Below are 12,415 nucleotides of genomic sequence, written 5' to 3'. Positions count from 1 at the left end.
ACCTCGGCGGGGCGGTCGGCGTCCCGTTCGGCGAGCAGCACGGCGAGGATGACCTCGGCTTCGGCGGCGACCTGCCGGGTGGTGACCGAGGCGTGGCCGACCCACCAGGCGAGGTGCTCTGCGGCGCCGTGCGCGATCCCGCCGGGGGCGAACGGCGCGGGCAGGCCGTTGCTGTCGTCCTCGACCTCGGGGAGCAGCGCGTCGAGCACGCCCTCGGTGAGGCGGTGGTGGCCGCCGACGGAGACCGCCAGTCCGGTGTCGACGAGTTCCTGCAGGGCGCTCTCGCCGAGGCCGACGTCGACCAGGGCGGGCAGGTGCGGGGCGGTCGGGCACTCGCCGCCGAGGGCGAGGGCCAGGCGCAGCACCAGCCGGGCCGACTCGCTGAGGCCCTGGACCAGGCGGCGGGCGGGCGCGGCGCTCTCGCCGACCGAGGGCAGCGGCACCTGGCGGCGCAGTTCCCGTTCCAACTCGGCCGGGTCGCGGGGCGGTTCGTACTCCTGGACGGAGCCGAACATGCTCCGCCGGTCCTCCTGGGCGGCGACCAGCGCGTCGACCGTGACGTCCCGCTGGCGCAGCAGGGCGGCGGCCCGGACGAAGCGCAGCGGCAGGCCCTCGGACTCGAACCAGAGGTCGACCGCCCAGGCCCGTTCGGTGTCGTCCAGCTGGCGGCCGGCCAGCCGGGCGGCGAGGGTCAGGCAGGCGGGACGGGACAGGCCGGCGACCAGGTGGTCGCGCAGCCGCGAGCCGGGGGCCGAGGGCGGGCTGTCGGGGACGGTGGCCAGCAGGAACGCGCACTCGGGGGCGAGCGCGAGCAGGTCCTCCAGTTCCTCGCCGAACGGTTCGACGTCGTCGATCACCACCACCGCGGCGACGCCGGCCAGCAGTTCGGCCAACTGTTCGCGGTCGGGGCGGAAGTCGGGGGCCTGGTGGGTGACGGCGAACAGGTCCTGGAGCAGGTCGGCGGCGGTGCGCCGGTAGCCGCTGAGCCGCACCACGCCGTCGGGGGCGAGTTCCGCGGCGGCTTCGGCGACGGCGGCGAGCAGGGCGGAGCGGCCGGAGCCGGCCTGGCCGAGCAGCCGGACCGAGCGGCCGGCCCGGAGCTGTTCGAGCAGCGCGGCGATGTCGCCCTCGCGGTCCAGCAGCCGCAGGTCGGCGGGGCCGGTGCCCAGGGCGAGCGGTCCGACGGCGGGGCTGGGGCCGAGTTCCGGCCGGGCCTGCACCAGGCCGCGGATCCGGCGGGGCTGCGGCATCCACTCGTCCGGGCAGTGCCGGGCCTCGGAGCCCTCCGGCCCGCCGACCACCACCAGCCGCTCGCCGCTGACCAGTTCCCCGCTCCGCGGGCGCACCCCGTCCCCCCGGAACTCCCCGCTCGGCTGACCCACGTCGCTGCTCCCCGCCACTCGGACACCTGAGCGGAGACTTTCCCACACGGGCACAGCGGGTCACCACACAGGGGTGGTTCCGGCCCCGGGCCGGTCGGCGCACGAACCTCCGCGCGCGCCCCGCGGGCGGGGGTTCGACGACAGGGCCTAGCCGAGTGCGGGGAGGGTCGTCCCGCAGGGGTCCTGGACCGATCCCTCGACCGCCAGGATCCGGTGCAGCCGGGTGGCCACCAGCAGGCGCTGCAGCTGGACGGGCACTTCCCGGAGCACCAGGCGCCGGCCGGCCCGGCCGGCCCGGCGGTGGGTGCCCATGATGACGCCGAGCCCGGTGGCGTCCCAGAACTCCAGGTGGCCGAGGTCGAGGACGAGGTCTCCTTCGCCGCCGTCGACGGCGGCGTGCAGCAGCGCCCGGGCGTCGGCGGCGCTGCGCACGTCGAGCCGCCCTTCGATGGCCAGTCCGGTGTGGTCGCCGGTGATGCGCACGCTGTCCTCCTCCTCGGCCGTCCGCCGTACGTTCGTTCCACGGTGCCGCCCGCACCTCGGGGAACGTCCGTGCTCCGCTGGGCCGGGTCCGCGCACCGGCCCTTCCTGAATCTGACGGTGAACCAGTTCCGCAGGTTGCTGTCACCCGCCGGACTGTCCCTCAACTTCACCCGTCCGAGGGAATATACGCAGGATCACCTCACACCTACGCTCGATTACCGCCCAAATCACCCGTCTGCGGGGCGGACGGTGAGCAAACTCACCCAACCGCCCGGAACGCCCCGCAACCCGGGCAGCACGGACCACCTGCGGGAGCGGCATCGCTCTCGCCGGACTCTAGTGGGAGCGCGCCCGCCGTGGTGCGTTCCGGCAGTGTGATCTGCGCCGGAGCGGGTGTGATCTGCGCCCCCTCCCCCGCCGCTACTCCCCCTCGGGGACGGGCACTCCCAGCTCCTGGGCGAGGATCGCCGCCTGGACCCGGCTGCGCAGGCCGAGCTTGGCCAGGATCCGGCTGACGTGCGTCTTGGTGGTGGCCTCGGCGGTGCGCAGCCGGGCGGCGATCTCCGCGTTGGACAGGCCCGCACCGAGGCAGCCCAGCACCTCGCGCTCCTTGGGGGTGAGTTCGGCGAGCGCGTCGGCGCCCGCGGGGGCGGCGGCGCCGGTGCGGGCGAAGGAGGAGATCAGCCGGCGGGTGACGGACGGCGCGAGCATCCCGTCGCCGCGGGCGACCGTCCGGATGCCGTCGACCAGGGTCTCGGCCTCCAGGTCCTTGAGCAGGAACCCGGCGGCGCCGGCCCGCAGCGCGCCCCACACGTACTCGTCGAGGTCGAAGGTGGTGAGCACCAGCACCTGTCCGGCCCCGGCGGCGACCACCTGCCGGGTCGCGGCGACGCCGTCCAGCCGGGGCATCTGGACGTCCATCAGCACCACGTCGGGCCGCAGTTCCAGCGCCAGCCGGACGGCCTGCTCGCCGTCGGCGGCCTCGCCGACCACCTCCAGGTCGTCCTCGGCCCGCAGGATCATCACCAGCGCGGCCCGCACCGCCGCCTGGTCCTCGGCCACCAGTACCCGGATCATGCCCGCTCCCCGCCCGCCGTCCGCGGCAGCACCGCCCGCACCGTCCACGTCTCCCCCTGCGGCCCGGCGGTGAACTCCCCGCCGAGCAGTTGGGCCCGCTCGCCCATGCCGACCAGCCCGGCCTTCGCCCCGGGCACCGGCCGGCCCTCGCCGGCCCGGTACGCGGACTCCACCGAGATCGCCAACTCGCCCTCCCCGTACCGGATCCGCAGCCGCACCGGGCCGGGCGCGGCGTGCTTGACGGCGTTGGTCAGCGACTCCTGGACGATCCGGTACGCGGCGAGCTCCAGCGGCGCGGACAGCTCGCCGCGCTCGCCGCTCTCCTCGGCCTCGAACCGCAGCCCGGCGTCCCGCCCGGCCGCCCGGGCCTGGTCGAGCAGCACGTCCACGGCGGCCAACCGCGGTGCGGCGTACGGCTCTTCGGGGACGCTCTCGCGCAGCAGGCCGATCATCCGGCGCATCTCGGCCAGGCCCTGCACGCTGTTCTCCCGGATCACCGCGAGCGCCTCCACCAGCGGCTCGTCCGGCGCCCGGTGCTGGCGGCGGGCCACCGCCTGGGCGCCGGTGGCGTGGATGGCGATCGCCGACAGGTGGTTGGCGATCACGTCGTGCAGTTCCCGGGCCATCCGGGCGCGCTCCGCGACCACCGCCCCGCGCCGGTCCAGCTCGGCGAGCAGCGCGGTCTGCTCGGCCCGCAGCCGCTCGGTCTCGGCCCGGTCCCGGTGCCGGCGCAGCAGGTCGGCCGTCCAGACCGGGGCGAGGAAGATCAGCCCGCAGAACACCGCGACCAGCAGCGCCCCGGGCACCGACCCGTAGCGCCAGGTCAGCGCGGAGAGCACCAGGGTGGCGGCGGCGCCGGTCAGTTGCAGCACCTTGCTCATCCGGGCCGGCCCGTACAGGGTGGCCGCGTACAGCAGGTCGGTGTACATCAGCAGGGTGGCCGTCAGCGAGCCCAGGTACACGGCGGCGCCGAACAGCGCGCCGCCCAGGCAGACCGTCCACACCGTCCACCGGCGGCGCACCGTCTCCAGTGCGGCCATCGCCACCAGCGGCAGCGCCACCGCCCACACCGGCAGCCCGGGCCGGGCGTCGTAGGCGCGGAACGCGAGCAGCAGCAGGCCGCCGAGCAGCCCGGCGGCGGCGATGGCCAGGTCCTCCTGGCGGGCGGTGAGCCTCACGGGCCCCATCCCAGCACTCCTTCCGACCTGCGGGAACGACCGGCCGGACGACCCGCCGTCCGACGAAAGTCGCACGCCCCGCTCGACTCGCCGGACGATGACCCGGCCCCGCCCGCGCGGCATGCTCGAAGCATGGTTTCCCTGATCGTCGCCGGTGAGATCGGCTTCTGGGTGGTGCTGACCGCCGGGCTGCTGGCCCGGTACGGGCTGCGCCTGCGCCGCACGGGCGCGGTGCTGCTGGCGCTGCTCCCGGTGGTCGACCTGGTGATCCTCGGTGCGACCGTCGCCGACCTGCGCGGCGGCGCCACCGCCGACTGGACGCACGGCCTGGCGGCCTCGTACGTCGGCTTCTCGCTCGCCTACGGCCACCGCCTGGTCCGCTGGGCGGACGGCCACGCCGCGCACCGCCTGGCCGGCGGCCCGAAGCCCGCCGGGATGCCCGAGTACGGTGCGCCGCGGGCCCGTTACGAGTGGGGCGTGTTCGCGCTGACGCTGCTCGCCTCGGCGGTCACGGTGGCGCTGGTGGCGGCCGTGCAGTGGCTGGTCGGCGACAGCGCCCGGACGGCGGCGCTGGACTCCTGGTACCCGCGGATGGGCCTGGTGGTCGGCATCAACCTGCTGATCGCCGCCAGCTACACGGTCTTCCCCAAGCGGGAGAAGTGACCGGGCGTCAGCGGTTCTCGCCGGGCACCCAGAGCACGTCGCCGCGCTCCTTGTTGGCGGTGCGGGCCAGGATGAACAGCAGGTCGGACAGCCGGTTCAGGTACTTCGCGGTCAGCGGGTTGATGCCCTCGCCGTGCGCCTCGATCGCCGCCCAGGTCGCCCGCTCGGCCCGCCGCACCACCGTGCACGCCAGGTGCAGGTACGCGGCGCCGGGCGTCCCGCCGGGGAGGATGAAGCTGCGCAGCTTCTCCAGGTCGGCCAGGAACCGGTCGCAGTCGCCCTCCAGCCGGTCGACGTACGACTGCTCGACCCGCAGCGGCGGGTACTTCGGGTCCTCGACGATCGGGGTGGCCAGGTCCGCGCCGACGTCGAACAGGTCGTTCTGGACCCGGGTCAGCACCGCGACGAGCTCCTCGTCCAGCTGCCCGGCGGCCAGCGCCACGCCGAGCGCCGCGTTGGCCTCGTTGGTGTCCGCGTACGCGATCAGCCGGGGGTCGGTCTTCGTCGTCCGGCTCATGTCACCGAGCGCGGTCGTGCCGTCGTCCCCGGTCCGGGTGTAGATGCGCGTGAGGTTCACCATGCCCGCAGCCTAGCGGGCACGCCGAACCGTGTTAACGGCGGCTCACTGAGCCGAACATCACGCGACGTTGACCCTCTGCCCGGGCGGCGCCGCCTCCAGCCAGGCCAGGAAGCCGGTCAGCGCGTCGTCGCTCATCGCCAGCTCCAGCGGGGCGCCCTTGTGCAGGCAGCGCAGCACCACGGAGCCGGACAGCAGGGCGAGTTCCTCCTGCCCCTGCGGGTAGCGGCGGCCCAGCACCTCGATCTCGGTGCGCGGCAGCACCCGCCGCGGCCGGGGCGCGTAGGAGAAGACCCGGAACCACTCGATCGAGTCGCCGCTGTAGCGGCCGATACCAAAAACCCACCCCTTGCCGTCGGTCTGCGGGACCGGGGCTGAGGTGGGTCGGCCGTTCTCGTCGAGATCCGGCTGGATGGAGGCGTCGGCCGGCATTTTCAACCGGTAGGAGCAGTCGAAGGTGCCGCCCACCCGCTGGATGAGGCGGCGGCGTACCGCGAAGCCGACCAGCCCGGCAATGGCCAGGACCACCACCGTCGCGCACACCACAAGGGCGAGGACCATGCTCACCTACCTCCTCGCTGCTTCCCCGTGGCGGTCGGCCTGCGACCGCTCATTCCTACCAACTGATACGACAGTCCCGGGGTCACGCTCCAGGCGTCCCCGGGACCGTCGCTGAGTCCAGGCTCAGTGGTGCGCCTTCAACCCGCCGGCGGCGAGCAGGCGGACCTCGGCACGACGCTCGGCGTGCGAGTCGAGGTCGGTCTTGGCGTTCTCCAGCGCCCGCTCGGCCCGGGCGACGTCGATCTCGTCGGCCAGCTCGGCGATCTCGGCGAGGATCGACAGCTTGTTGTCGGCGAACGAGATGAAGCCGCCGTGCACCGCGGCGACGATCGTGCCCTGGTCGGTGGTGCGGATGGTGACCGGTCCGGTCTCCAGCACGCTCAGCACCGGGGTGTGGCCGGGCATGATGCCGGTGTCACCGGAGGCCGTGCGGGCGACAACGATGGTGGCCGCACCGGACCACACCTTGCGGTCGGCTGCGACCAGCTCGACGTGCAGCTCAGCCAACGTGGGCTCCTTGGCTCTTGCCGGTCCTCGGGCACCCGGGCGAACGGGCGGCGATCTCGGCAGTTTCGGTAAGAATAACGGTCGCGCGGCCCCGGAACGAAACCAAGACCTCGTAAATGACCGGGATCACAGCAGATCCAGCGGTGAGGGGTGGCCCCCGACGAGAGCCGGGGACCACCCCTCAACGGTTCGGTCTGCCTGCAACCGGCCTGCGGTTACTTCTTGAGCAGCTCGGCGGCGTTGCGCTCGAGGTCCTCGATGCCACCGCACATGAAGAAGGCCTGCTCCGGGACGTGGTCGTACTTGCCGTCCGCGATCGCGTTGAAGGCCTCGATGGTCTCCGACAGCGGCACGGTCGAACCGTCGACACCGGTGAACTGCTTCGCCACGTAGGTGTTCTGCGAGAGGAAGCGCTCGATGCGGCGGGCCCGCTGCACCGTGACCTTGTCCTCCTCGGACAGCTCGTCGATGCCGAGGATCGCGATGATGTCCTGGAGGTCCTTGTACTTCTGCAGGATCCCCTTGATACGGACGGCCGTGTCGTAGTGGAGCTGCGTGATGTACCGCGGGTCGAGGATGCGGGACGTGGAGTCCAGCGGGTCGACGGCCGGGTAGATGCCCTTCTCCGAGATCGGGCGCGACAGAACGGTGGTCGCGTCCAGGTGGGCGAAGGTGGTGGCCGGCGCCGGGTCGGTCAGGTCGTCCGCGGGGACGTAGATCGCCTGCATCGAGGTGATCGAGTGACCGCGGGTCGAGGTGATGCGCTCCTGCAGGAGGCCCATCTCGTCGGCCAGGTTCGGCTGGTAGCCCACCGCGGAGGGCATGCGGCCGAGCAGGGTCGACACCTCGGAACCGGCCTGGGTGAACCGGAAGATGTTGTCGATGAAGAGGAGCACGTCCTGCTTCTCGACGTCGCGGAAGTACTCCGCCATGGTCAGCGCGGAGAGCGCGACCCGGAGGCGGGTGCCCGGCGGCTCGTCCATCTGGCCGAAGACCAGCGCGGTCTTGTCCAGGACGCCCGAGTCGACCATCTCGTCGATGAGGTCGTTGCCCTCACGGGTGCGCTCGCCGACACCGGCGAACACCGACACACCACCGAAGTTCTCGGCGACGCGGTAGATCATCTCCTGGATCAGAACGGTCTTGCCGACACCGGCACCACCGAACAGACCGATCTTGCCACCCTGCACGTACGGGGTGAGGAGGTCGATGACCTTGATACCGGTCTCGAACATCTCGGTCTTCGACTCGAGCTCGGAGAAGTTCGGGGCCTTGCGGTGGATCGGCCACTTGACCTGCACCTGGGACTCGAACTCGGCCTTGTCGACGTTCAGCACCTCACCGAGGGCGTTGAACACCTTGCCCTTGGTGATCTGGCCGACCGGGACGGAGATCGCCGCGCCGGTGTCGGTGACCTGCGAACCGCGGACCAGGCCGTCGGTCGGCTGCATCGAGATGCCGCGGACCAGGCCGTCGCCGAGGTGCTGGGCGACCTCGAGGGTCAGGGTCTTCTTGCCCGAGCCGTCGGGGTTGTCCACCTCGACGTGCAGGGCGTTGAACATGTCCGGGATGGCGTCGACGGGGAACTCCACGTCGACGACCGGGCCGATGACCCGCGCGACGCGGCCCGTCGCCGTGGTCGGCTCAACAGTGGTGGTCATACTCATTCGCTCCCCGCGCTAGCGTCGGCCAGCGCGTTCGCGCCGCCCACGATCTCGCTGATTTCCTGGGTGATCTCGGCCTGACGGGCCGAGTTGGCAAGCCGCGTCAGCGACTTGATGAGCTCGCCGGCGTTGTCCGTCGCGCTCTTCATCGCGCGGCGGCGGGCGGCGTGCTCGGAAGCGGCCGACTGCAGCAGCGCGTTGTAGATCCGGCTCTCGACGTACCGCGGCAGCAGCGCGTCCAGGACGCCCTCCGCCGACGGCTCGAAGTCGTACAGCGGGAAGATCTGGTTCTTGGCCGGCGCGCCGTCGCTCAGCTCGACCTCGTCGAGCTTCAGCGGCAGCAGCCGGGCGTCCACGGCGTTCTGCGTCAGCATCGACACGAACTCGGTCGACACCAGGTGCAGCTCGTCCACGCCGCCGGTCTCCGCCGTGAAGGCCTCGATCAGGTCCGCCGCGACCGTCTTGGCGTCCCCGTAGGTCGGCTTGTCGGAGAAGCCGGTCCAGGAGTTCGCCACCGCCAGGTTGCGGAAGCCGTAGTAGCCCACGCCCTTGCGGCCGACGATGTACGTGACCACTTCCTTGCCCTCTTCGCGGAGGCGGGCGGCGAGCGCCAGCGACTGCTTGATGGCGTTGGTCGAGTAGCCGCCCGCCAGGCCGCGGTCCGCCGTGATCAGCAGGACGGCGGCGCGCTTGGCGTTCGGGTTCTCGGTGGTCAGCGGGTGCTTGGCGGTGGACCGGGTGGCCACCGCGGTCACCGCGCGGGTGAGCTCGTCGGCGTACGGAGTGGAGGCGGCCACCGCGCGCTGCGCCTTGACGATGCGCGACGCGGAGATCATCTCCATCGCCTTGGTGATCTTCTTCGTCGCGGTGACGGAGCGGATGCGGCGCTTGTAGACCCGAAGCTGTGCTCCCATTGGGTCGTTACGTCCTTTCCCTCGCTACCGGACTCAGGCCTGCTCGGAGAGCAGCTTGCCGTCAGCCGTGGTGAAGCCCTGCTTGAAGGACGTGATCGCGGCGGTCAGCGCGTCGATCGTGCCCTGCTCCAGCAGACCGGTCTCGACGATGCCGGCCAGGATGCCCTTGTGCTCCAGGCGGACGTTGTCCAGGAACTCGCGCTCGAAGCGGCGGATGTCCGCCACCGGGACGTCGTCCAGCTGACCGGTGGTGCCGGCCCAGATCGAGACGACCTGCTCCTCGACCGGGAACGGCTGGTACTGGCCCTGCTTCAGCAGCTCGACCATGCGCGCACCGCGCTCCAGCTGGGCCTTGGAGGCCGCGTCCAGGTCGGAACCGAAGGCGGCGAACGCCTCCAGCTCGCGGTACTGGGCGAGGTCGAGGCGCAGACGGCCGGCGACCGAGCGCATGGCCTTGATCTGGGCGGAGCCACCGACGCGGGAGACCGAGATGCCGACGTTCACGGCCGGGCGGATGCCGGCGTTGAACAGGTCGGACTCCAGGAAGCACTGGCCGTCGGTGATGGAGATGACGTTGGTCGGGATGTACGCCGAGACGTCGTTGGCCTTGGTCTCGATGATCGGCAGACCGGTCATCGAGCCGCCGCCGAGGGCGTCGTTCAGCTTGGCGCAGCGCTCCAGCAGGCGGGAGTGCAGGTAGAAGACGTCACCCGGGTACGCCTCGCGGCCCGGCGGGCGGCGCAGCAGCAGGGAGACGGAGCGGTAGGCCTCGGCCTGCTTCGACAGGTCGTCGAAGACGATGAGGACGTGCTTGCCGTCGTACATCCACTCCTGGCCGATGGCCGAACCGGTGTACGGGGCGAGGTACTTGAAGCCGGCCGGGTCGGAGGCGGGAGCGGCCACGATGGTGGTGTACTCCAGCGCGCCGGCCTCCTCCAGGGCGCCGCGGACGGACGCGATGGTGGAGCCCTTCTGGCCCACGGCGACGTAGATGCAGCGGACCTGCTTCTCCGGGTCGCCCGAGCGCCAGTTGTCGCGCTGGTTGATGATCGTGTCGACGGCGACGGCGGTCTTGCCGGTCTGGCGGTCACCGATGATCAGCTGGCGCTGGCCGCGGCCGATCGGGGTCATCGCGTCGATCGCCTTGATGCCGGTCTGCAGCGGCTGCTTGACCGACTTGCGGGCCATGACGCCGGGGGCCTGCAGCTCCAGGGCGCGGCGGCCGGTGGCCGCGATCTCGCCCAGGCCGTCGATCGGGTTGCCCAGCGGGTCCACGACGCGGCCGAGGTAGCCGTCGCCGACCGGGACGGAGAGGACCTCGCCGGTGCGCTGCACCGTCTGGCCCTCTTCGATGCCCGAGAACTCACCGAGGACGACGACACCGATCTCGCGGGTGTCGAGGTTCAGCGCGAGGCCGAGGGTGCCGTCCTCGAACTTCAGCAGCTCGTTGGCCATGACCGAGGGCAGACCCTCGACCTTGGCGATACCGTCCATGGCCTCGGTGACCGTGCCGACCTCTTCACGCGAGGCCGCGTCCGGCTGGTACGACTGGACAAAGTCGGCCAGCGCGTCCCGGATCTCCTCCGGACGGATCGTAAGCTCCGCCATCAGGCTTCCCTGCTCTCCTAGTTTGCGATCCTCGGCCCGCCATTGAGGGCCGCAAGTGCTCGACTCTCGGCCGGGTCGGGTGAACCGGCCGTACGTTTTGCCGGCCCACCTGGTGTGGACCGACGCCCGACCGAGGGTCGGATAGTGCTGGTGCTCAGCCTTCGAGGCCCTGGCGAGCGCCTTCGAGGCGGCTCGCGACGGTGCCGTCGATGATCTCGTCGCCGATCTGGACCCGGACACCGCCCTGGACCGCGGGGTCCACGTCGATGTTCAGGTGCACCGAACGGCCGTACAGACCGGCCAGGGCGGCGGCGAGGCGCTGCTTCTGGACGTCCGACAGCGGGATCGCGCTGGTGACCAGGGCCACCACGCGGCCCCGCCGGGAGGCGGCGAGCTTGGAGTAGGACTCCAGGCCACCCTCCAGGCTACGACCACGCGGGTTGGTGACCAGGCTGGTGACCAGGCGGACGGTGCCGGCGTTGGCGCGGCCGCCGAGGAGCCCCAGCACCAGCGCGGCCTTGGCGGCGGCGTCGGCCTTCGGCTCGGTCAGCGCGGCGCGCAGCTCGTGCGAGCCCGCCACCACCCGGCCGAAGCGGAACAGCTCGTCCTCGACGTCGTCCAGCGCGCCCGCCTTGTCGGCGGCGATGACCTCGGCGTACGCGGCGAGCTCCTCGACCGCGTCGACCAGGTCGCGCGGGCCGGACCAGCGCGAGCGGACCAGGCCGGAGACCAGGTCGACGGTCTCGCCGGAGACCTGGCCGTTCAGCAGCGAGGCGACCAGCCGGGCCTTGTCCTGACCGGACCGCGCGGGGTCGGTCAGGACGCGGCGCAGCGAGACCTCGCGGTCCAGCAGCGCGGTGACGGCGGCGAGTTCCTCGGCGAGCTTGGCCGCGTCCACCGAGGTGTTGTCGGTCAGGCTCTCGAGGTTCTCGCGGCCGGCGGCGAGTGCCTCACGGCTCGCGCCGATCACTTGGACGCACCCTGGGCGGCGGCGGCCTTGGACTCCAGCTCGTCCAGGAAGCGGTCGATGACACCGCTCTGGCGGGCGTGGTCCTCCAGCGACTCACCGACGATGCGGGAGGCCAGCTGGGAGGCCAGCGAGCCGACGTCCTGGCGCAGGACGGCGGTCGCCTGCTTCTTGTCGGCCTCGATCTGGGCGTGGCCGGCGGCGACGATGGCCTCGCGCTGGCGCTGGCCCTCCTCGCGCATCTCGTTGATCAGGACAGCGCCCTGCTCACGGGCGTGCTCGGTGATCCGAGCAGCCTCGTGGCGCGCCTCGGCGAGCTCGGCGCGGTACTGCTCCAGCAGGGCCTGGGCCTCGGCCTGAGCGGTCTCCGCGCGCTTCATGCCGCCTTCGATGGCGTCACGGCGCTCCCCCAGCACCTTCTCGATGCTGGGGAGGAGCTTCTTGCCGAGGATGCCGAAGACGATGAAGAAGCAGAGCAGGCCGATGATGACCTCGGGCCACGCGGGGAGAAGAGGGTTCATCTTCTCTTCTGCCGCGAGGAGAACCTCGGGGGCCATATCAGAACCTTTCGTCGGAAGTGACTACCGGTGCGCCTGGCTCACTGGCCGTAGACGAACGGCATGACGATGCCGATCAGGGCGAGGGCCTCGGTCAGGGCGAAGCCGATGAACATGTTCGAGCGGATCAGGCCGGCAGCCTCGGGCTGACGGGCCATCGCCTGCACGCCGTTACCGAAGATCAGACCGACGCCGATGCCGGGGCCGATGGCGGCGAGGCCGTAGCCGATGGAAGCGACGGAACCGGAAACCTCAGCGAGAGCGGACATCTCAGCTA

General features: G+C 71.8%; 13 protein-coding genes. 1 reads left to right on the top strand and 12 read right to left on the bottom strand.

The window, feature by feature from the left end; genetic code table 11:
- Nucleotides 1-1,529: 1,529 nt before the first annotated feature.
- The 3 genes from OU787_RS21575 to OU787_RS21565 all read right to left on the bottom strand — a co-directional run bounded on the left by OU787_RS21575 (nt 1,530) and on the right by OU787_RS21565 (nt 4,129).
- The gene (locus OU787_RS21575) at nt 1,530-1,865 is read right to left on the bottom strand and encodes an STAS domain-containing protein (protein WP_030457713.1); all 336 of its coding nucleotides are present in this window, start codon (nt 1,863-1,865) and stop codon (nt 1,530-1,532) included.
- 420 nt (nt 1,866-2,285) lie between these two features.
- Entirely contained in the window at nt 2,286-2,942 is a 657-nt protein-coding gene (locus OU787_RS21570; protein ID WP_030457714.1) for a response regulator, read from the bottom strand.
- The gene (locus OU787_RS21565) at nt 2,939-4,129 is read right to left on the bottom strand and encodes a sensor histidine kinase (RefSeq protein ID WP_268660299.1); all 1,191 of its coding nucleotides are present in this window, start codon (nt 4,127-4,129) and stop codon (nt 2,939-2,941) included. The genes OU787_RS21570 and OU787_RS21565 overlap by 4 nt, the downstream gene beginning before the upstream one ends.
- A 123-nt stretch (nt 4,130-4,252) precedes the next feature.
- On the opposite strand from OU787_RS21565, the gene OU787_RS21560 reads away from it, so the two are divergent.
- On the top strand, nt 4,253-4,783 hold the full coding sequence (locus tag OU787_RS21560) for a hypothetical protein (protein ID WP_268660298.1): 531 nt from the start codon (nt 4,253-4,255) through the stop codon (nt 4,781-4,783).
- A gap of 7 nt (nt 4,784-4,790) precedes the next feature.
- On the opposite strand, the gene OU787_RS21555 is transcribed toward OU787_RS21560, so the two are convergent.
- From OU787_RS21555 to atpE, 9 genes are all read right to left on the bottom strand, one after another.
- Nucleotides 4,791-5,363 carry a cob(I)yrinic acid a,c-diamide adenosyltransferase gene (locus OU787_RS21555; RefSeq protein ID WP_030457717.1) on the bottom strand — a complete coding sequence of 191 codons (573 nt, stop codon included), beginning with the start codon at nt 5,361-5,363 and terminating at the stop codon, nt 4,791-4,793.
- A gap of 57 nt (nt 5,364-5,420) precedes the next feature.
- Complete coding sequence (locus tag OU787_RS21550; RefSeq protein WP_030457718.1) at nt 5,421-5,921, bottom strand: DUF2550 domain-containing protein; 501 nt, start codon at nt 5,919-5,921, stop codon at nt 5,421-5,423.
- 123 nt (nt 5,922-6,044) lie between these two features.
- Nucleotides 6,045-6,428 (bottom strand): F0F1 ATP synthase subunit epsilon, encoded by a 384-nt coding sequence (locus OU787_RS21545; RefSeq protein WP_030457719.1) that lies wholly within the window; start codon nt 6,426-6,428, stop codon nt 6,045-6,047.
- A 215-nt stretch (nt 6,429-6,643) separates the two neighbouring features.
- On the bottom strand, nt 6,644-8,089 hold the full coding sequence (atpD, locus tag OU787_RS21540) for a F0F1 ATP synthase subunit beta (protein WP_030457720.1): 1,446 nt from the start codon (nt 8,087-8,089) through the stop codon (nt 6,644-6,646).
- Between the two features lie 2 nt (nt 8,090-8,091).
- The gene (locus OU787_RS21535) at nt 8,092-9,006 is read right to left on the bottom strand and encodes a F0F1 ATP synthase subunit gamma (protein ID WP_268660297.1); all 915 of its coding nucleotides are present in this window, start codon (nt 9,004-9,006) and stop codon (nt 8,092-8,094) included.
- 33 nt (nt 9,007-9,039) lie between these two features.
- Nucleotides 9,040-10,614: a F0F1 ATP synthase subunit alpha gene (atpA, locus tag OU787_RS21530; protein ID WP_030457722.1), complete on the bottom strand. Its 1,575-nt coding sequence runs from the start codon at nt 10,612-10,614 to the stop codon at nt 9,040-9,042.
- Nucleotides 10,615-10,768: 154 nt separating this feature from the next.
- Entirely contained in the window at nt 10,769-11,584 is an 816-nt protein-coding gene (locus OU787_RS21525; RefSeq protein WP_268660296.1) for a F0F1 ATP synthase subunit delta, read from the bottom strand.
- On the bottom strand, nt 11,581-12,138 hold the full coding sequence (locus OU787_RS21520; protein ID WP_030457724.1) for a F0F1 ATP synthase subunit B: 558 nt from the start codon (nt 12,136-12,138) through the stop codon (nt 11,581-11,583). The genes OU787_RS21525 and OU787_RS21520 overlap by 4 nt, the downstream gene beginning before the upstream one ends.
- Before the next feature lie 41 nt (nt 12,139-12,179).
- Nucleotides 12,180-12,407 carry an ATP synthase F0 subunit C gene (gene atpE, locus OU787_RS21515; protein WP_014138091.1) on the bottom strand — a complete coding sequence of 76 codons (228 nt, stop codon included), beginning with the start codon at nt 12,405-12,407 and terminating at the stop codon, nt 12,180-12,182.
- Nucleotides 12,408-12,415 lie beyond the last annotated feature (8 nt).

Origin of the sequence: Kitasatospora sp. YST-16, assembly GCF_026802215.1 — a bacterium.
Classification (GTDB): domain Bacteria; phylum Actinomycetota; class Actinomycetes; order Streptomycetales; family Streptomycetaceae; genus Kitasatospora; species Kitasatospora cineracea.
Note: the sequence above shows the minus strand (reverse complement) of the source record. Positions and strands in the feature narration are given on the sequence as shown.

What these genes read in the sequence shown, in the direction of transcription:
- OU787_RS21560 (WP_268660298.1), top strand. Translation starts at nt 4,253, where the DNA reads ATGGTTTCCCTGATCGTCGCCGGTGAGATCGGCTTCTGGGTGGTGCTG.
- OU787_RS21520 (WP_030457724.1), bottom strand. Translation starts at nt 12,138, where the DNA reads ATGGCCCCCGAGGTTCTCCTCGCGGCAGAAGAGAAGATGAACCCTCTT.
- OU787_RS21550 (WP_030457718.1), bottom strand. Translation starts at nt 5,921, where the DNA reads ATGGTCCTCGCCCTTGTGGTGTGCGCGACGGTGGTGGTCCTGGCCATT.
- OU787_RS21535 (WP_268660297.1), bottom strand. Translation starts at nt 9,006, where the DNA reads ATGGGAGCACAGCTTCGGGTCTACAAGCGCCGCATCCGCTCCGTCACC.
- OU787_RS21565 (WP_268660299.1), bottom strand. Translation starts at nt 4,129, where the DNA reads ATGGGGCCCGTGAGGCTCACCGCCCGCCAGGAGGACCTGGCCATCGCC.
- OU787_RS21555 (WP_030457717.1), bottom strand. Translation starts at nt 5,363, where the DNA reads ATGGTGAACCTCACGCGCATCTACACCCGGACCGGGGACGACGGCACG.
- OU787_RS21570 (WP_030457714.1), bottom strand. Translation starts at nt 2,942, where the DNA reads ATGATCCGGGTACTGGTGGCCGAGGACCAGGCGGCGGTGCGGGCCGCG.
- atpE (WP_014138091.1), bottom strand. Translation starts at nt 12,407, where the DNA reads ATGTCCGCTCTCGCTGAGGTTTCCGGTTCCGTCGCTTCCATCGGCTAC.
- atpD (WP_030457720.1), bottom strand. Translation starts at nt 8,089, where the DNA reads ATGACCACCACTGTTGAGCCGACCACGGCGACGGGCCGCGTCGCGCGG.
- atpA (WP_030457722.1), bottom strand. Translation starts at nt 10,614, where the DNA reads ATGGCGGAGCTTACGATCCGTCCGGAGGAGATCCGGGACGCGCTGGCC.